The organism is uncultured Gilvimarinus sp. (genome assembly GCF_963972205.1).
GTDB classification, from domain to species: domain Bacteria; phylum Pseudomonadota; class Gammaproteobacteria; order Pseudomonadales; family Cellvibrionaceae; genus Gilvimarinus; species Gilvimarinus japonicus.
Window position 1 is genome coordinate 15,663 of the sequence record NZ_CAXAUC010000003.1, and the last position, 19,605, is coordinate 35,267.

General features: G+C 53.9%; 15 protein-coding genes. 5 read left to right on the forward strand and 10 right to left on the reverse strand.

Features of this window, described 5'->3' with window-relative positions; genetic code table 11:
• Window positions 1-48: 48 nt before the first annotated feature.
• Complete coding sequence (locus AACY82_RS07070; RefSeq protein ID WP_339616086.1) at window positions 49-1,101, forward strand: hypothetical protein; 1,053 nt, start codon at window positions 49-51, stop codon at window positions 1,099-1,101.
• Window positions 1,102-1,168: 67 nt separating this feature from the next.
• On the forward strand, window positions 1,169-2,005 hold the full coding sequence (locus tag AACY82_RS07075; RefSeq protein WP_339616087.1) for an HDOD domain-containing protein: 837 nt from the start codon (window positions 1,169-1,171) through the stop codon (window positions 2,003-2,005).
• Between the two features lie 127 nt (window positions 2,006-2,132).
• Here the strand turns inward: AACY82_RS07075 and AACY82_RS07080 are convergent, their stop codons facing one another.
• The 6 genes from AACY82_RS07080 to AACY82_RS07105 form a co-directional block, all read right to left on the reverse strand.
• On the reverse strand, window positions 2,133-3,089 hold the full coding sequence (locus tag AACY82_RS07080; protein ID WP_339616088.1) for a DUF4862 family protein: 957 nt from the start codon (window positions 3,087-3,089) through the stop codon (window positions 2,133-2,135).
• Window positions 3,090-3,297: 208 nt separating this feature from the next.
• Window positions 3,298-3,873 (reverse strand): DUF6151 family protein, encoded by a 576-nt coding sequence (locus AACY82_RS07085; protein WP_339616089.1) that lies wholly within the window; start codon window positions 3,871-3,873, stop codon window positions 3,298-3,300.
• A 14-nt stretch (window positions 3,874-3,887) separates the two neighbouring features.
• Window positions 3,888-4,790, reverse strand: coding sequence for a dienelactone hydrolase family protein (locus AACY82_RS07090; protein ID WP_339616090.1), 903 nt, complete (start codon window positions 4,788-4,790; stop codon window positions 3,888-3,890).
• Between the two features lie 162 nt (window positions 4,791-4,952).
• A complete protein-coding gene (gene ung, locus AACY82_RS07095) occupies window positions 4,953-5,618 on the reverse strand; it encodes a uracil-DNA glycosylase (RefSeq protein WP_339616344.1) in 666 nt (221 codons plus the stop codon).
• Between the two features lie 94 nt (window positions 5,619-5,712).
• Complete coding sequence (locus AACY82_RS07100; protein WP_339616091.1) at window positions 5,713-6,894, reverse strand: type III PLP-dependent enzyme; 1,182 nt, start codon at window positions 6,892-6,894, stop codon at window positions 5,713-5,715.
• A 299-nt stretch (window positions 6,895-7,193) separates the two neighbouring features.
• Window positions 7,194-7,796: a peroxiredoxin C gene (locus AACY82_RS07105; RefSeq protein WP_339616092.1), complete on the reverse strand. Its 603-nt coding sequence runs from the start codon at window positions 7,794-7,796 to the stop codon at window positions 7,194-7,196.
• A 365-nt stretch (window positions 7,797-8,161) separates the two neighbouring features.
• Here AACY82_RS07105 and AACY82_RS07110 point away from each other — a divergent pair, with 365 nt between their 5' ends.
• Window positions 8,162-8,371 (forward strand): bacterioferritin-associated ferredoxin, encoded by a 210-nt coding sequence (locus AACY82_RS07110; protein ID WP_339616093.1) that lies wholly within the window; start codon window positions 8,162-8,164, stop codon window positions 8,369-8,371.
• Window positions 8,372-8,555: 184 nt separating this feature from the next.
• On the forward strand, window positions 8,556-9,035 hold the full coding sequence (gene bfr, locus AACY82_RS07115) for a bacterioferritin (protein ID WP_339616094.1): 480 nt from the start codon (window positions 8,556-8,558) through the stop codon (window positions 9,033-9,035).
• A gap of 78 nt (window positions 9,036-9,113) precedes the next feature.
• Here bfr and AACY82_RS07120 read toward each other — a convergent pair whose 3' ends face one another.
• Window positions 9,114-9,881 carry a hypothetical protein gene (locus AACY82_RS07120; protein ID WP_339616095.1) on the reverse strand — a complete coding sequence of 256 codons (768 nt, stop codon included), beginning with the start codon at window positions 9,879-9,881 and terminating at the stop codon, window positions 9,114-9,116.
• A gap of 150 nt (window positions 9,882-10,031) precedes the next feature.
• Entirely contained in the window at window positions 10,032-12,626 is a 2,595-nt protein-coding gene (locus AACY82_RS07125) for a protein kinase (protein WP_339616096.1), read from the reverse strand.
• A 404-nt stretch (window positions 12,627-13,030) separates the two neighbouring features.
• Here AACY82_RS07125 and gcvP point away from each other — a divergent pair, with 404 nt between their 5' ends.
• Window positions 13,031-15,940 carry an aminomethyl-transferring glycine dehydrogenase gene (gene gcvP / locus AACY82_RS07130; RefSeq protein WP_339616097.1) on the forward strand — a complete coding sequence of 970 codons (2,910 nt, stop codon included), beginning with the start codon at window positions 13,031-13,033 and terminating at the stop codon, window positions 15,938-15,940.
• Window positions 15,941-16,472: 532 nt separating this feature from the next.
• On the opposite strand, the gene AACY82_RS07135 is transcribed toward gcvP, so the two are convergent.
• Both AACY82_RS07135 and AACY82_RS07140 read right to left on the reverse strand, forming a co-directional pair.
• Window positions 16,473-16,745, reverse strand: coding sequence for a hypothetical protein (locus tag AACY82_RS07135; RefSeq protein WP_339616098.1), 273 nt, complete (start codon window positions 16,743-16,745; stop codon window positions 16,473-16,475).
• A gap of 713 nt (window positions 16,746-17,458) precedes the next feature.
• Window positions 17,459-19,285: a hypothetical protein gene (locus AACY82_RS07140; RefSeq protein WP_339616099.1), complete on the reverse strand. Its 1,827-nt coding sequence runs from the start codon at window positions 19,283-19,285 to the stop codon at window positions 17,459-17,461.
• Between the last annotated feature and the right edge of the window lie 320 nt (window positions 19,286-19,605).

The window sequence follows — 19,605 nt, forward strand, 5'->3', positions numbered from 1 at the left end:
ACTGCGCACCAAACAACTCCTCTTTGACTCGGGAACAGCGAGAAACCTATGAGCAACTGGCAACACTTTCTCGACGCTCAGGGCGCGACACGCTCCGCCAATGGCGAAATCGCCTTTAACAAGCCGCAAGACAGCGCGTCGCAAGCAGCCGCTAACACTTATTTAACCGAACTGGGCTACCAAGGGCTGCTGGCGTTCGATGGCCCTGACGCCGCCAAATTTTTACAAGGCCAAGTCACCGCCGATGTCCGCGAACTGGCAAACGGCCACTGGAAGCTGGGAGCCCAGTGCAACTTAAAAGGCCGCATGGAGGCTAGCTTTGCCCTGGCGCAAATTAACCCAGAGCAAATATTGCTGCGCTGTCACGCCAGCCTAACCGACAGCCTCGCACAGCACCTGCAAAAGTACGCCGTGTTCTCCAAGGTGACACTTAGTGATGCCAGCGATGCCTGGCGCCGCTTTGGCCTGTGGGGCCCCGGCGCTGCCGAGCTGGTCGCCGCCCAAGGCAAACGGCCGACCATGAACACCGGCGATGTGCACAGCAACGATGGCCTGGTGTGCCTTAAGCTCGATGAACAGCGCTACGAGCTTTGGGTCAGCGATGCGCACGCACAAAACCTCTGGCAAACATTGGCGAGCAACTGCGCACTAGCGGACAGCCATTGGTGGCAGCTAGAGGATATTCGCGCGGGCTGGGCCGAGATTACCGCCACCAGTGCCGGAGACTTTAGCCCCCATGAGCTACACTACCCGCTGATCGGCGCCGTGAGCTTTAAAAAAGGTTGCTACACAGGCCAAGAGGTAGTCGCCCGCTTGCACTACAAAGGCAAACTAAAAAAGCATATGGCACGTATCGCGCTTAGCGCCGAAACACTCGATTTAACCGCCGCTATTGTCGACTCCGCCGGTACTCGTCGCGGGGCACTGGTTATGGCTTCACCGACCGGCGATAACAACTGGGAAGCACTAGCCGTAATACCCGATGACGACACCGCCGAGCTGTTTCTCGCTACCGGTGATACGGGACAACCGGCCACCAAAATTGCACGAATGAGCTTGCCCTACCCCCTGCCAACAGCGGACAATAACCCCGAGGGCTGAGTGCGCACCTAACGCACCGGGCAATAAAACGCGACCAACAACGCGCCGAACACCCACAGGAAGACTAATGAGCCAAGTTGTAGATACCGTCCGCCAAGACATCATCACCGCCATTAAAACCGACAAACTGGTGCTGCCAACGCTGCCTGAAGCAGCACTTAGAGTGCGCGAAGTCGCCGACGACCCAGATGCCGACCTCAACCAGCTTGCCGACGTTATTGGCTCAGATGCGGCGCTATCGGCTCGCATCGTTCGCGTGGCCAACAGCCCGTTGTTACGCGGTAACCGCGCCATCGACGATTTAAAAATGGCGCTGGCGCGTCTCGGTATGGCGTACACCTGCAACATTGCCACCGGCCTTGCCATGCAACAAATGTTTCAGGCCACCTCCGACTTAGTCGACAAACGCATGCGCGACAGCTGGACTCGCTCCAGCGAGATCGCCGGCATCAGCCACGTATTGTGCCGCCACTACACCAACCTGCGCCCCGACCAAGCCACCCTCGCTGGCCTGATTCACAAAATTGGGGTGCTGCCAATTTTGACCTACGCCGAAGAGCACGATTTTTTGCTAAAAGACAGTTTCACCCTCGACACGGTCATCAACCAACTGCAGGGGCCCATTGGCGATCTGATTTTAAAATCGTGGGACTTTCCTGCCGAGATGATCAACATCCCCTCGCAGCACATGAAGTTTGACCGCGAAGCACCCAGAGCCGATTACACCGACGTCGTCACCGTCGCCATGCTACAAAGCTACCTGGGTAGCGATAACGCGCTAGGCAAAGTGGATTATCACAAAGTCACGGCATTTAACCGTTTAGGCATGGACCCAGATATGCAAATGGCCGAGGCCGAAGATTTATCGGCCGAGATGGAAGCGGCTATGGAGTTTTTGCAATAGCATTCAGCCACCGCTTAGCCTATTAAATAAACTATACAAAAAAGCCAGCGCATTATTGCGCTGGCTTTTTTATTGCGGGCAAGGCTAGCATCTATTGGCCGCCTCACGATCGTGTTGTCATAAAAACCTAGGCACGATCAATCATGGCCAACACCGCCTGATTGTAAGCAACCCGCTTGGCTACGGTTTCATCTTTAGGACGAATGCCAATCTTAACCCCGATAACAGGTAAATCTTTACCGCCGGCGGCCTGAATACACTGCTGGATTTGCGCTTCGCTCATCAGTGAGCCCTCGGCACCGATGGTGGCATTGGCCGACGGGGCGGCCGGCATATGAGTATCGGCCCACGTGCCGTAAGGTGTGTCTTGATCGCTCACCCCGGAGAACATCACACCGGCCAGTACGCCCGCGTTTTTGGCCTGATTAATGTGCTCGATAGCGCCGGACTCAGAGCGCGTTTCAATCACTGAACGCCCCCAGTTGATCACAATGCCCACATCGGCGCCCAGTTTTTTATTCACCGCCTCGACCGCAGCAATCTCGTCAGCCAGCGTCAGAAAACCTTTGGCTGGTACCTGACCTTCGATGTAAGTATCGCAGTGCTCAATCACAATACGGGCGCCCTGCCAGTCCCAGCCGAGCATCGTCTCTAAAGTGGCCGTTAACGATGCCACCGACGAGCTGGCTTTACTGCGATTAGGCGCCGTTTGAATCTCAATGGCTTGCACGACTTGGCGACCGGCGTGGGCATTTAACTTGGCGATGGCAGCGCGCGCCTTCTCCATAAACGCCAGCGCTTGTGCGCGACCTGCGTCATCGTCCGAGGCAATACCAAACTCCGGCGTTTTACCAATAGCCGCCATTGTGCCGGGCACGCAGGTGAACACAAAATTCCAGTTGGGGTCGATATTGCTTAAAAACCACTCATCGTCCTGGGCGTGTAAAGTCTCACCTAAAAACGGGTGCTCCAGCCCTTTAATCTTGTCGCTGGCTTTTAATGCCTCGTAATACGAGGCTTCTAGCTCCGGATCCCAGCCCGAGGTGCAAGGCGATGACGCGTAAGCTCCGACATAATAAGACATAGAGGTTCTCCTAATAATTCAGTGAACGGTGCGACCCTTCCGCATAACCCAGCCATCCGATTAAGTAGACGAGAGTGAGACGGTTCAGGTATTCGCCGCAAAGCCGGACACTTTAATCCCAAACCAATTTGAAGACAAGATTAAAACCATTGAAGAACAAATACTTACGCGGTGCTCTATAGTCTAGCTAAAGAGTGCTAAAGAGTCACTAATACAGCGTCTGCACCTCAACCACCGGGGCTTTTCCGTCAAAAAATGCTGAGGGTCTGCTTTTGCCGGTCACCTTACCTTTAACCATAAAAGCCAAGATCTTTGGCATAAACGCCAACGGAAACCTCGGGTGCACATCGTCTGGCACAGTGCCTTTGCCGTACTTGCCAAAGGCCTTCAAGCTTACCGGCCCCAACGCCGCCTGTTTGTCTTGCTCGCTGGCAAACTTCATAAAAGTTACCGGCACCCCCACAAAAGGAACTGCTGCAGATCTTACGGTGTTCGCCAGCGGCATCTGACAGCAGCGGGTATGCCAGCGATAAATCCCCTTGGGGGTTAACTGAACGGCTTGGATATTGTCGTGCCCCTGCGTGATTTTCATATGGGCCGGATAGGTTTGAAAAAGCTCCGTGCCGCCATACTCATCTAAAATCGCCGCCTCGTTACCTAGGTGCTCGGCATAACGCTGACAATCACAGCATAAACAATGCACGTGAAAAAACGCGCCGGGCACCACCGCAAGCTCACCTTTTACCGCGCCACAAGAACACTCTAATGCCACCGTGCTGACCATAAATACCCTTTAAGTTACGCTAATTTTTTTGTGAAGAAGGCCAGAGTACGCTGCCAGGCAAGCTCGGCACTGGCTTTATCGAAACGGCTGGTAGAATCATTGTGAAAACCATGATGAGCACCTTGATACATAAACATCTGATACTCGACATGATTTGCCTGCAAATCTTGCTCGTACTCGGGCCAAGTCTTGTTCACACGTTCGTCCAGCTCACCAAGCTGAACCAACAAAGGTGCTTTAATATTGTTACGCAGCGCTTTGGGGGCGGGTGTACCATAAAACGGCACCCCGGCGGCCAGCAAATCACTGTCTACAGCGGCCAGGTAATTCACCATATAACCGCCAAAACAAAAACCCACTGCCCCCAACTTACCGTTACCAAGTGCGTGTGACTTTAAATGTTTGGCCGCCGCGACAAAATCATTTTGTACTTTGCTTTTATCCAACTCGCGCTGCAGCGCCCGGCCCTCGTCATCGTTACCTGGGTATCCACCCACCGGGAATAGCGCATCGGGCGCAAACGCCAAGAACCCGGCTTTGGCTAGGCGGCGGGCAACGTCTTTCACGTAGGGATTTAAACCGCGATTTTCATGAATCACTAAAACCGCTGGGTAACGACTGGCTCCGGTGGCCGGTTTAACCAAGTAACCTTTGCCCTTGCCATAACCGGCAGGAGAATCAAACACCTCGTAGCGGGCGATAATATCCTCATCGTTAAAGGGCACCTGCTCAGCTAGGGCGTAATTAGGCAGCAGCGCCGAGGTCAATACGGACATCGAGTAACCAACGGCGACCAAGGTGCCGAGCTTTCGCATAAAGGTACGCCGATCCATACCACCATGGGCGTAAGCGTCGTACCAATCAAACGCTTCTTGGGGGATGTGCACGGCTTGGTTGCGCTCAGATGTATCGCTCATCGTAACTCCTCTGTGCTTTCTCGCGTGCGGGCGACTGTCCTAGCCGCCTAGGCGGCAGCGGCCCGTTCGAGCAACTGAGCAGTACACGCAGGCTTAGTAGGCTCTGATTATTGTGGAGGTTTCGGGTGTTTACAAGCGCGCAGCGCAGAAACATTCAACATACTATAGCGCCCAATCAATCGGCGCCTGGCCCTTAGCCTGCAAGTACTCATTGACCTGACTAAAATGCCCGCACCCCAAAAATCCGCGATGAGCCGATAATGGCGACGGATGCACCGATTTAAGCACCAAGTGTTTATTGGTATCTATTAAACGACCTTTCTTTTGCGCGTAGCTCCCCCAGAGTAAAAACACCAAACCTTCGCGGTCACGATTAAGCGCCTCAATAGCGTGATCGGTAAATTGCTCCCAGCCCCGCTTTTGATGGGAGCCGGCGTTGGCTTGCTCGACGCTTAACGTGGCGTTTAGCAACAACACGCCCTGCTCGGCCCAGGCTTGTAGGTTGCCGTGATTGGGCCGGGGGATGCCTAAGTCACGCTCGATTTCTTTAAAGATATTTTGCAGGGAGGGAGGGATACGTACGCCCGACGGTACCGAAAAGCTCAAGCCATGAGCTTGGCCGGGGCCGTGATAAGGGTCTTGCCCTAAGATAACAACTTTGACTTGTGCAAACGGGGTGCTGTTAAAAGCATTAAACATCTCGCCCGAAGGCGGGTAAATCACTTTACCCGCTTGTTTCTCGGCCTTTAAAAACGTTTTTAGCTGGCGCATGTAGGGCTGATCAAATTCGTCGCCCAACTCCGCCAGCCAGCCGGACTCTAGTTGAATGTTGCGTGCCTCGCTCACTGGGCTCTCCCGTTATGACTTGAGCGAGGCAATGTAGCAAATAAATCGTCGTGGCAGTAGCAAACCGCCACACTCATTAACTAATGCAATACTCAACAAGCGGCGGAAAGCCATTAAACTCTACCGCGCTGTAGCTGGTGGTGTAGGCACCCGTAGAGAGCCAGTAAAGTCGATCACCCGCCGCAAGCGACAACGGCAACGGATACTTAAAGTTCTCATACATAATATCGGCGCTATCGCAGGTGGGGCCAGCTAATACACAGCCTTCGTCCTCGCCGTCTTTTTCGGTGTAAACCGGGTACTTAATCGACTCGTCCAGCGTTTCGATTAGACCTGAGAACTTACCCACATCCACAAATACCCAACGGCTAAGGGCGGTGCGCGATTTACGCGAGATCAACACCACCTCACTCACCAGCACACCGGCGTTAGCGATTAACGAGCGGCCCGGCTCGATAATAATACGCGGAAACTCGGTGCCAAAATCCTCTTGTAAAAAGCGCGTAATCTCCTCGGCGTAAGTGGCCAAATCGTTGGTACGGCTGATGTAGTTGGCCGGAAAGCCACCGCCCATATTGATCATCTGCAACACAATATCTTGCTCGTCCCGCAGGCGATCAAAAATCACTTTAACCTTGGCAAGGGCGGCGTCCCAGGCACCAATTTCACGCTGCTGTGAGCCCACATGAAACGATACACCATAGGGCTCCAGGCCCAGCTCACGCGCCTGAATCAAAAGCTCCATGGCCATTTCGGTCTCGCAGCCAAACTTTCGCGACAGCGGCCAATCGGCGGTAAGCGTACCCTCGGTTAACACCCGCACGTAGACCTTGGCGCCGGGTGCCTCGCGGGCAATCGCCTCCAGGTCACTTTCAGAATCTGTGGCAAACAAGCGGACACCGCGCTCGTAAAAGTAGCGCACGTCACGGGCCTTTTTAATGGTATTGCCATAGCTGATGCGCTCGGCGGTTACACCAAGCCCCATCACTTTATCCAGCTCGTAGCGCGAAGCGATATCAAAGTTGGCGCCGCGATCGCGCAACAACGTCAGAATATCGACCGCCGGGTTGGCTTTGACGGCGTAGTACACATCGGCGTAATCAAACTCACCGACTAATTCGTCGTAAGCGCGGGCGATGGTCGGCAAGTCGATGACAACAAATGGCGTCTCGCGTTTATCGGCAAACGCTTTGATACGCGCAAACGTCTCGTCGCTGTAGTAATCATTGATGTTAATCACACCATTAAATTCATTCATCACTTGCCTCCAGGGCTTTTTTGTTGCGGCAAAAAAGAAGGGGCGACCCACCTCAGCAGACCACCCCAAAACCGTCAGAATCACGCGCTATGCATGACGCCAAATTCGCGCGCATTAAACGGCTAAACTCGTCGCTACGCTAGTGTTTTTTTAGTTTATTTTCTTCTAGCTAAGTCTCAGTTTTCCCTCAAAATGGCACATCTGGTTATAACCGGCCCATACACTGCAAACTCACTTTACGACAGGCATAAAAAAACCCGGCCAAAGCCGGGTTTTCGGTCGAGAGCTGGTCGCTGTACTTACAGCTTACCAGAGTTCTCAGACAGATAAGAGGCAACGCCAGTGGCCGACGCGTCCATACCTTTGTCACCTTCTTGCCAGCCAGCTGGGCAAACTTCGCCGTGCTCCTGGTGGAACGCCAAGGCGTCAACCATGCGCAGCATTTCGTCAACATTGCGGCCCAGTGGCAGATCGTTAACGACCTGGTGACGAACCAAACCGTCTTCGTCGATCAGGAACGAGCCGCGGAAAGCAACACCACCTTCAGACTCAACATCAAACGCCTGACAAATTTCGTGCTTGGTGTCGGCAACCATGGTGTACTTAACTTGGCCAATACCGCCCTCGTTTACGGCGGTGTTACGCCATGCGCTGTGGGTAAACTGCGAGTCGATAGACACCGCAATCACTTCCACGCCGCGTTTTTGGAACGCTTCAAAACGGTTGTCAAAAGCAATCAGCTCAGACGGGCACACAAAGGTGAAGTCCAGCGGGTAAAAGAAGATAACCGCTTTTTTGCCTTTAATGGCTTCAGCCAGCTTGAACTCATCAACGATTTCGCCATTGCCCAATACGGCCGCTGCGGTGAAATCTGGAACCTGTTTTCCTACTAATACGCCCATGTCGTAACCTCCATAAGTTTGACGGACTAAATAAAACTCCACTGAAAGATGGGGGTCACAATGGCGATTGCAACCCAGCACTCAGAGAAGTGCGGTAAAGTTTTAACAATTAGCAGCCTAAGCCCTAATAGTGTTGCACTATCTTACACACTCTATATAGGGAGTCACATTGATTTTCTATATGGCATCGATTGCTTTTTACTGCTCCGGTGGCCACAGCCCAAGGCAGAGTCACCCCTTACGAACGGCCTTAGAACCAAAAACACTCATTCTTAATGCCAATTATTCTCACAAATTATTGACATAGATTCTCATTACCAATACTATCTCATTATCACTTAATTACTACGCAGGTATTGTTACGAATGTACGTGTGTCTCTGCAAAGGTATTACCGATCGCCAGATCGAAGCGGCTGTTCACGAGGGCGCCCATAGCCTAGGCAAACTGCGCAAAACGTTGGGCGTTGCCAGCCAGTGCGGCAAGTGCGCCTCCCTCACCCGCGAGATCTTGGACGAAACCCTGCAAGAAGTCCCCATGCTGGCGGGTGTGCCGCAATTTTACGCCGTGGCCTGAGCCTCTCAGGCCTACTAAAGCACCACAGCTGCCCAGACAAACGCAAAACGCAATAAGAACAAATCGCTTAATCGTTTAAAACTCCTTACACATCAAACACTTACACTTGACAGACTAGCCTAACGGGGCCAGACTTACGCCGATTAGTTAACAAAGCGCAGCCTGCGCCGGCGAGGAGACAGTCATGAAAGGTGATCCCAAGGTTATCCAGTTTTTAAACAAAGTGCTCGGCAATGAGCTGGTCGCCATTAACCAGTATTTTTTGCATGCGCGTATGTACAAAGATTGGGGCTTAAAAGAGCTGGCCGATCACGAGTATCACGAGTCTATCGATGAGATGAAACACGCCGACATGCTCGTAGAGCGTATTTTGTTTTTGGAGGGCCTGCCCAACCTGCAAGATCTTGGCAAACTGCACATTGGTGAAAATACCAAAGAGATGCTGGAGTCGGACATGAAGGTGGAACTAAAGGCCATTCCCGATCTGCGCGAAGGCATCGCCTACTGTGAGGAAATTCGCGATTACGTCAGCCGCGATATTCTGAACAATATTCTTGAGTCAGAGGAAGAACACGTCGACTGGCTGGAAACCCAGCTGGGCCTGATCGAGAAAGTCGGTATCCAGAATTACCTACAGTCCAAAATGGCGGGCGGCGACGAGTAATAGCCTCGGCCCAACCTGTGAGACAAAAAAAGCAGCTTCGGCTGCTTTTTTGTCTGCGGCATTTACCAAAACGCCAGCTTAGTTAAGCAGCCCGTACACCCCAACCGAGTAGGCGCGTTTATCGCTTTCACCGCGTAGACTGCGCACTTTAATAAGCTCACCCAGTGCCACAGAGTCGTCGGTATACCGGGTATCGCCAGTGCCCGTATCAAAACTGACCAAGCCTGCCTCGTTAAACTGGTAGGCAATAAGGTCGCCGCGCTCTACCCCGACACTGACAGGAAAGTTTACCCGCTGAACCCCCGACTGCGTGGCCTGCAACCGGGCGCTTTGCCAGATAACCACCAGCTGGTCATCCACCGGGCGCAACACCTGCACATTAAAAGTACCCGGCTTCACAAAATGTGCGCTTACCCCCGTGATGGTTCCGCTGCCCGGCATCTGATTAGCCATATCGACCAGCAATAACGGCTCGCTATCGACACGGCTGCGCTGCACCAGCTCACCGCCCACATAATCGAGCAAATCGCTTTGCACCATAAACTCTTTCAGCATGTCGATCTCGCGCTGCACAAAGCGGCGCACTTGGCCGCGCAAATCGCTCGACTCCTGCACCCGCACGGTTTTTTCCGTATCGAGCACTGACTTTACTCGGTTTAATTCGTCGATCTCGCGCTGCAGGCGATCCTGCTCGGATGCCAAGGCATCGATTTTACCGCGCGCCTGAGCAAGCTCGGTTTGCAGCTGGAGGTTTTCATCTTGCACTTGCTTAACATCGGGCGGGGTTTGACAACCGCTGAGCGTCAGCAGCGCGAGCACACTGATAGCGATACCCTGTCGGTTCATGGTCATCCTCTTTTAGGTGCCGCGTGTGACACCCCAGTTTGTTATTGTAATGCTAGCCGCACATCAATAGGCAATGTATCACCGCCGTCACGCAATCGCTACGCTTAAACGAGCCGCGCCCAAAACGCAGCTCCCAACGCACTGCTACCGCTACTGAACCACCCGAAAGGCCACCGTGGCCAAACGCTGATCGCCCAAGGTTAAATCGACGTTATAGCCGCCTTCGCTAAAGCCCGCAACCGGCCGCTCAATCCGAAAAAACTTTACCCCCGAGGCACCGGTAACAATCACCGGCACCTGAGCAATTTGCGTGCTGCGCGAGCCGTCAAACAAACTGGCCTGAACAACGCCTGTGTCACCGGTAAACTTACTGTATTCGAAACCTAGATAAATCACCCGGTCGGCAACCAATACCACATCGCGCGCGGCGCTTACCGCCTCGATAGGCTGCGCCGCGACACTAAAATTAGTCACCGTAGGCAAATTTGCCTCGTTCAACTGCTCGAGCTGCAAGCGGCGGGTTAACAGCGACTGACTTTGCGGAAACCGATCCCGCGCGCTGGCCAACTGCAAAGAGGCCTCATCCAGCGCGCCGCCGCGAATCATACTGTCGATGCGCCGAATCAGAGCCTGCTCCAGCTCGTCTAGAGCGTTTAGCGCCGGCTGGTGCTCTGGCTCAATAGCCAACACCGCTTGCAGTGATGCAAACGCGTTGTCGCCTTTGGGGCTAATCAAGCGGTCGGCCGCCAGCTGCGTTCGGGCGTTTGCCATAAGCGGGCCTATCTCTGCATTGACGCTTGACAGTCGATCACGCAACTTATTTAAAGCCTCATCACCGGCATCTAACTGCAAACCGCGCTCGGTTAACATCAGTGCCCGCTCAGTGTCACCCTCTTGCGCAGCCGCTTGCGCCAACACCTGGTAACGGCGCACTACCGCTTGCAAGCCGGCGTGGGCCTCGGCGTTATCCGGATAGGCTTGCAGGATATCCCGGTAGCTCTCCACCGCATTGGCGCCGTCGGGCGAGCTTAAGGCATTTTGCTCTAGGTAGCGCTCGCCGTCGGCCAGCTTAGCCGCCAACCATTCACTGGCTTGTAGTGGCGCCAGCAAGGCCTGATAGCGCGCCTCGCGGGCCTCGTCGGGCAACGCTTGCCGGGCAATAGCCATTACCTCGCGGGCGGTCTGGACATCGGCCGCGTCAATGGCGGCGGCAAAGCGCGCGTCAAACCACTGCTCCAGCTCGGCCATGCCCTCGGCACCGGCCTCGCGGTCGGCCGGGTCGTCCGAATTTAACAGCTGCCGATACGATTGCGCCAACAACACCCCTTGTGCCGGATCGCGCTCTAGCTGGGCCCGCAGCATCCGCGCCGTTAACAACAAATCCGAGGGCGCGCCATTAGCGGTATTGGCGCTACTGGCCAGGCTCGATGACTCAACGGGTGACGAGGCAACCCCAGCGGGGCCGGCGCTCACAGAGCTGTCCCAACGGGTCGTGTCCGGCGCGGCTGGTACTTGTGTGTTACCCACCGCCGCAACACTGTTAGCGTCTGGGCTTACCGAAGGTTCAGAGGAAGCCACTGCTTGCGGCGACGCCACCTGAGTCGATGTGGGCAGCGGATTAGCATCGCTCATCAAGCGTTGATAGTGCCCTTCAAGCTCAGGCCAAAAATACCAGCCAGCTGCACCGCCGATCACCAACAGCAGCGTCAACCAGAGCCCGCCCCCTGCGCGTGATGCAACGGCACTGGGGGCGACTGGCGTGTAGCCATAATCGCCGATGCTATCGTCACCACTGACACGAAAATCCTCTGTGCGGGCCGTAACGGTTGCGTCGTCATTAGCGCTAACCACCGTCCGGGCCGCTACCACAGGTGTGGCAAACGGGGTCGGATCGGTGTCCGATACCGAGTCGATCACCGGCACCTTAGCCAGCTCTTCCTGGGCGACCACCAAGGCCTCGGGGTCCAGCGCATCAAGCTCGTCCACCAGCTCGCGACCGGTTTGGTAGCGCGCTTCGGGCTTTTTTGCCAGCGCTTTATCAATAATCGGCTGAAACAGCGCCAAATACTCAGGCAGTGCCGGCACCGACTCAGACACATGCATAATGCCCACCGCCACGGCCGAATCGCCATCAAACGGCACCCGCCCGGCCAACAGCTGAAACAACACCACGCCCAGGCTGTAAATATCGCTGCGCGGATCTACCGCAACGCCCTTGGCTTGCTCGGGGCTCATATAGTGCGGCGTGCCCATGGTGGTACCGGTTTGGGTCATGCCCGAGCCGATATCAGTGGCGCGGGCAATACCAAAGTCCATCAGTACCGCGCGGCCATCCTCGGCGTGCAGCATGATATTCTCGGGTTTTACATCGCGATGGATGTAGCCTTTATTGCCGGCGTAATCCAGCGCGCGAGCCACGTCTTTCACCAAATTAAGAATCTGCGCCAGCGTTAGGCTGCCCCGGCGCTGCTTAAGATCCTCACCCGGCACATACTCCATCGACAAATAATGGTTGCCCTTGTGCACACCCACATCGTAAACCGTGACGATATTGGGGTGCACCAAGCGCGAGACAATACGAGCCTCGCGCAAAAAGCGCTCGCCAAAGCTTGGGTCTTTAGACAGCTGTGACGACATCACCTTGAGGGCCACCTCGCGCTCAAAGCTTTGCTGAATAGCGAGGTAAACCGTTGCCATGCCCCCTTCTCCGAGGGTATCTATAATTTTGTAACCGGGTATTTCCATTCACATCGCCAAGTTAAAGGATCTGCGCGCCGAGGACCACGGATGGCCCGAGTGCCCAAAATGCAGGAGCAATTTTCTGCGAGCAGTTACACGTTTTGGGCTCACGCCCGACTGCATGGTCGCAGCAAATACAGCAGCACCGGAGCCGCTGCCAAGATGCAGTTCTGATTATAAAAGTGTCCGTCTGCTATTATCGCAAAACAATATAGCTCGCGACTAGCCTAAGCACTAGTGTCAGGGCCATTAATCGCCATAAAGCGCAACAATCTTGCCGCTTTTACCGGCCGCTACAATTGCTCAAAACGCCGCCAATTGCTACTATTGCGCCCCTTTATAGGGGCGCCAGCTATGGCCCCCAAAAACTCTTTCCAGCACCAACGTTCCAGCCATTAAAGAGACTCCCTATGACTCAGGATTTTCGCCGCGCCCCACTGGCCGAGCTTGCCCACCACGATGCGTTTATCGGTCGCCACATTGGCCCCGACGCCAGTGAAACCAGCGCGATGCTGCAAGCGCTGAGCGTAGGTTCCATCAATGAGCTGATCGAGAAGACAGTGCCGGGCAAAATCCGCCTGCAAGAGCCACTAGCGCTAGAGCCGGCTAAATCTGAGGTCGAGGCGCTGGCCGAGCTAAAAGCCATCGCTGGCAAAAACAAGCTGTACAAAAGCTTTATCGGCATGGGCTACTACGACACCCACGTGCCCCACGTTATTTTGCGCAACGTGCTGGAAAACCCCGGCTGGTACACCGCCTATACCCCCTACCAGCCCGAGATCGCCCAAGGTCGCTTAGAGGGGCTGTTAAACTTTCAGCAAATGATCATCGATTTAACCGGCATGGACTTAGCCAACGCCTCAATGCTGGATGAAGGCACCGCCGCCGCCGAAGCAATGGCCATGTGCAAGCGACAAAACAAAAAGAACCGCTCCGACGCGTTCTTTGTGGCCGCCGATACTCACCCGCAAACCATCGCGGTGGTTAAAACCCGCGCCGAACACTTTGGCTTTGAAGTGATTGTCGACGAGGCCGAAAAGCTCGCCGACACAGAATGCTTTGGCGCCCTGCTGCAATACCCTGGCACCACCGGCCAGGTACGCGACTTAACCGATATTATCGCCACGGCCCATGAGCAGAAAAAACTGGTTACCGTCGCCTCCGATTTACTCGCCCTAATGCTGCTTAAATCACCCGGCGAGATGGGCGCCGATGTGGTGATCGGCACCAACCAACGCTTTGGTGTACCCATGGGCTTTGGCGGCCCGCACGCGGCATTTTTTGGCTTTAAAGATGCCTTTAAGCGCAGCGCACCTGGCCGTATTATTGGCGTCTCGGTCGATAGCCGCGGTAAAACCGCGTTGCGCATGGCGATGCAAACCCGCGAGCAACACATCCGCCGCGAAAAAGCCAACTCCAACATCTGTACTTCACAGGTACTGCTGGCGGTCATGAGCGTGTTTTACGCCATCTATCACGGCCCCGATGGCTTAACCCGTATTGCCGAGCGCGTTGCGCGCTTAACCGATATCGTCGCCACCGCCCTTAAAAAGCACGGCTTTGATTTACGCCACGAGCAATACTTTGACACTCTGTGCGTTAAAGTCGGGCGCGATGCCCAGCGCGGTTTTTATCAAAGCGCTTTAGGTAACGAAATCAACCTGCGTTTAGTGGGCGACGATTGCCTGGGTATCAGCCTGGACGAGACCACCACGTTTAAACACATCAGCCAACTCCTTAATGTGTTCTGCGCCGGCGACCACGGTTTAGATTTACATGAGCTGGACGCTGAGCTCGCCAGCGGCAACCTGCCCCACGGCTTGCCCGATGTGCAGCGGCGCACTGATGCGGTACTCACCCACCCGGTGTTTAACAGCTACCACAGCGAGACCGACATGCTGCGTTACCTAAAGCGGCTAGAGGCAAAAGACATTGCCCTGAATCATTCGATGATCCCACTCGGCTCTTGCACCATGAAGCTCAACGCCACCGCCGAGATGATTCCGGTAACCTGGCCCGAATTTGGCAAACTGCACCCGTTTGCGCCCATCGACCAGGCGCAAGGTTACAGCCAATTATTTACCGAGCTGCAACAAATGCTTGAGGCCTGTACCGGTTACGACGCCGTCAGCCTGCAACCCAACGCCGGCAGTCAAGGCGAATACGCGGGCCTTGTTGCCATTAAAAAATACTTTGAGCACAACGGCGAGGCTGATCGCGATATTTGTTTAATCCCCGCCTCTGCCCACGGTACCAATCCTGCGTCCGCCCAGATGGTGGGCATGAAAGTCGTGGTGGTGAACTGCGATGCTAAAGGCAACGTCGACCTCGCCGACTTAAACACAAAAATTACCGAGTACGGCCGCCGCATCGCCTGCATTATGGTCACCTACCCGTCTACCCACGGTGTGTTCGAAGAGGGCATTACCGAACTGTGCGCCGCCGTGCACAACATTGGCGGGCAAGTGTATATCGACGGCGCCAACATGAACGCACTGGTCGGCGTAGCAGCGCCGGGTAAATTCGGCGGCGATGTGTCGCACTTAAACCTGCACAAAACCTTTTGTATTCCCCACGGTGGTGGCGGCCCCGGCATGGGCCCCATTGGCGTGGCCGAACACTTAAAACCCTTTTTGCCCGCCCACCCGGTGCAACCCGTGCCCAACACCGACACCGCCAACGGCACCATCTCGGCCGCCCCCTGGGGCTCGGCCAGCATCCTGCCCATTAGCTGGATGTACATTAAAATGATGGGCCAAACCGGCATGCTTGAAGCCACCCAAAAAGCCATTCTTAATGCCAACTACGTGGCCAAAAAATTGGGCGATCACTACCCGATTTTATACAAGGGCTCCGAGGGTTTTGTCGCACACGAATGCCTGCTCGATTTACGCCCGTTAAAAGACGCCAGCGGCATCACCGAAGAAGACATCGCCAAGCGTTTAATGGATTTTGGTTTTCACGCACCGACCATGTCATTCCCGGTGGCCGGCACGTTAATGATTGAGCCAACTGAATCCGAGTCGCAACCCGAGCTGGACCGCTTTTGCGAGGCCATGCTCACCATCCGCAAAGAAATCGCCCAGATCGAAAGCGGCGACGTCAGCTACGACACCAGCGCGCTACACAACGCCCCACACACCCAGGACGATGTGATGCAAGCGGATTGGGATCGTCCTTATACGCGCGAGCAAGCAAGCCGCCCGGCGGCGTGGTTAAAAGAGCACAAAGTGTGGCCGAGCGTGAACCGGATTGATAATGTGTATGGGGATCGGAATTTGGTTTGTTCTTGCCCTACAGTGGAGGAGTATCGAAACTAGGTTTCGGTACTTTTTGAGTGAGAGCATTCGGCTTTTTGGGTGCTATACGACTTACTGTAGTTTAGTCTTCGATTTGTTTGCCCTCAGTCGCCGGGCAGGCGAATGACTTTTCTGTTTGGCCAGAAAAGTCATCAAAAGAGGCCACCCCGGCATCTCAGCCCTACGTCGCTAAGCGTCCGGACAGCAAGCACAGCTTGCTGTCGTTCGGCTACGCGCAAAGCAGTGCTTTGCAAACGCTAGGCCTCACCCCTCGCTCCGGCCGATTTTAGAGGGCCGTCTCGACAGGGCGTCCCTGCCCTGACGAGACTTGCGCAAATATCCTATTTGCTTACCCCCTAAAATAGGCCTGCGCTCGGCTGGCTGCAGGGGATTGGAAAGCGGTGCTTCGTTGCCAGGCTAGGGGGGGCGTAAAAAAGAGGCCTAGTAATGAAAAATCAACAGCTCTGCCTCCAATGGTTTGATTCATTTTAGGTCACGAAAATATTGCAATTGGGATTAGTTGTATAGCGGGCCCTTTGACTTCTCGCTCAAACTAGGGGAGATTAAAGTTTCTGTCCTCTGCAACTTGATTAAGGCGCTCAGCAGTACCTTCTAGGATCTCGTCAGGGAACGTACTAAAAGTGGTTTTTCGAATTAAATTTATACCTTTTTCATCATTATCATCCCTCACCACCCGAATAACCTTTGCTAAAATACGAAAATGTCCATATACAAGGTCAGACATGGACGGATCATTTAGAAACTCCCTATCTATCGTTAATACAGCCGTATATGGCAACGCATTAGATGAAGCAATAAGATCCACTGTTGCCCCCCCCATTTAACTCTTCGTAAAACGACTTCATTGACTCAAGCCCCCGCTCTGATGAACTTTGAGGGGCCTTGGGCTTTGTGCCTTTAATACCTTTTTGCGGAATAGTATTTGATGAGAAAGCTTTTCCAAAACTAATAATCCGAGTGGCTCCCCGTAAATAATCTAACGCGGGATTTATTGCCAGACTCGAGTCAAACTCGACAATACTCAAAGTCATTGGGGTCAAGCCTTACATTTGACACGTATTCCACGGCAAACCATCTCGGACAGAGATTGGACTAAAGAAAGGTAGGGTACTTTTGACATGAAAAAAATAACGTCATACCTGACAACTCCTTGCCCGAAGAAAATACGCTTCGCGCTTATATTTTTACCGCAGAGTATTACGCTAAATCAATAAACACAACCACGCGCACCAATCAGCTACGAAGTGCCGCTTTTGGGGCCCCTGCAGCCAGCCGAGCGGAGGCCTATTTTAGGGGGTAAGTACGCACGGATGCGTACGCAAGCATCGCCACGCCATGGACGGCGTGTCGATGCGGCCCGCTAAAATCGGCCGGAGCGAGGGGGCCCGTTAGGGCTGAGATGCCGGGGTGGGCTTTTCTTTTCGTTAGGTTTCTTTTGCCCAAAACAAAAGAAAAGTAACTCGCCACGCCCGGCGACACGGGCATATTAAAAGCCCGCTTTAAGCGGCACAACTAACCTTAATACAGATACACAGCCCCAGCACCGCTAGCGTCGTTATTCATATCACCACCAACACCCGTCGCCGACCCGCTTTCTCCGCGTGCGCCTACCGCCAGTGTCGAACCATTTGCGCTTAATCCTAACGACCCGCAAAAATAATCACCACTATCGGGGTTTGGGGCTTTAATAAACGACTGCTGCAACCACTCACCGTCTTGCTCGGTGAAAACATAAGCGGCTCCACTTTCAGACAGCGTTTCCGCGCCCGAGTCAGGCTCTAGTGCTACCGAATCGCCGTAATCACTAGGAGCGCATACAGCGATTAAATCGCCCGAACTAGACATCGCAATGTTACGGCCAAACTGATTAAACTTGTTTTCATTTTCGGGCTGCAACATCGTCTGGAAAACCCACTGATCATCGACCTGAACATAAGTATGGACTCTCCCTTTATTAAAAAGGTCAAGGTCAGAAAATGCCCCAAGGGTATCCTCCCCCACTGCGAGCAAGGCCCCATCAGAAGAAAGCGCCACTGAAGTACCGAAATTCGAACCAAGTGAAGGCTCGGATGAGTTTACGATAGTGTCAGCTCGCCACTGGCCATCTGTTTTTCGGTAGAGGTGAACACCGTTATAACGGATACCTTCTGGCGCCCCGGCGGTAAAGGTTGAGCGCCTAGCGCCAACCGCCAGTAACGAGCCATCTGCCGTCAACGCTACCGCATCACCAAAGAATTGACCTCCAGCTTCGATGGATTTTACATAGGCTTCTTGCTCCCAGCCATTATCACCATCGGTAAAAACATAGGCAGCACCAATAAAAAAAGAGGCGCTATCGCGCAACGCTTCATCGCCATTAACGCCTGTGGCAAGGCCTCTTTCTGCGGGTGCACCTACCGCGAGTGTCGCCCCATCGGCAGACAGCGCAAGCGATAAGCCAAACCAGTCAGACGCGCGAGCATTAGACGCCTTTATATACGCTTCGTTTTCCCACCCATCGTTGTCTCGGTATACATAAACTGCGCCACTGGCACTAGCACTCTGATCGGCCTCATCGCCATTGATACCCGTACTACCACCGCTTTCTCCTCTCAGCCCGATCGCTAACACATCACCGTTATCAGATAATGCCAACGAGGTAACATCAGCACTCAGTTCGCTAACACTGCCGGTTTGCTGCCACCCGGCATCGGTTTTAGTAAATACATAGACCGCCGCTCCCCCCTGCTCAAAAAGCACCGCTGCATCTTCGCTAGTGTCCGTCACACCGCCAAGATCATTACGTGTGGCTACCGCTAATATCGAGCCGTCGCCCGATAACGCTACGATATCGCCAAACCCCTGAGAAACGTTCTGATCATTCATCAAGAGCGTAGCACCTAATGTTACCGGCGCCTTAATGTAACCCACCGCCTCAGCGAGATTACCGCTCACACTCACCGTTTCTGATTCATCACTGCAACCGGCGACATTGCAAGCCTGAACCAAATAACTGGCATGGCTGCGCAAATACAGCGCCACTTCGTGGTCATAACTGGTGGCCTCTATGTTGTCGGCCACTCGAATAAAGCCCGACGCCCCGTCGGCGTTCTCAAATAATTGATAGTAATCCGCGCCCTCAACCGCATCCCAGCTAAAGTTAAAGTGTTTTACCGGGTTTAACTGCAGGGTAAGGTTTGCTGGGGCAGATTCGGGTGAAATAACCGCCACTGAACTGCTAGAGCTAGATTCACTGCTGCTGGAAGAGCTGGATACTGATGACGAGCTGCTGGAAGAGCTTTCCCCACCGCCACACGCAGTAACGAGAAGAACAGACAAGATAATAATATAGTTGATAAGGCGCATTAGTGATCCCTGTAATGTTGCTGTTTGATCCGTAACCTGCAAATAAGCCCTGAAAAAACCAGCCGACCATGCAGTGACATGCAACCAGATTACACGCAAAATCTCCTAAATTATGTAACTTAATGTTAACACTGTCGGCGCACCGGTATAGCCGACACGCTACATATTAAAACCCGCCACGAAGTACTACTTTTTAACTCTAGCAGCCCGTCGAACGTAGGCCTACTAAAAGGGTAATTAAGCAGGGATCTGCCAAAGCGGCGGAAGGCAGTTTAAAAAACCCGCCTATGGCGCACAATACAACCTTAAACGACACTGCA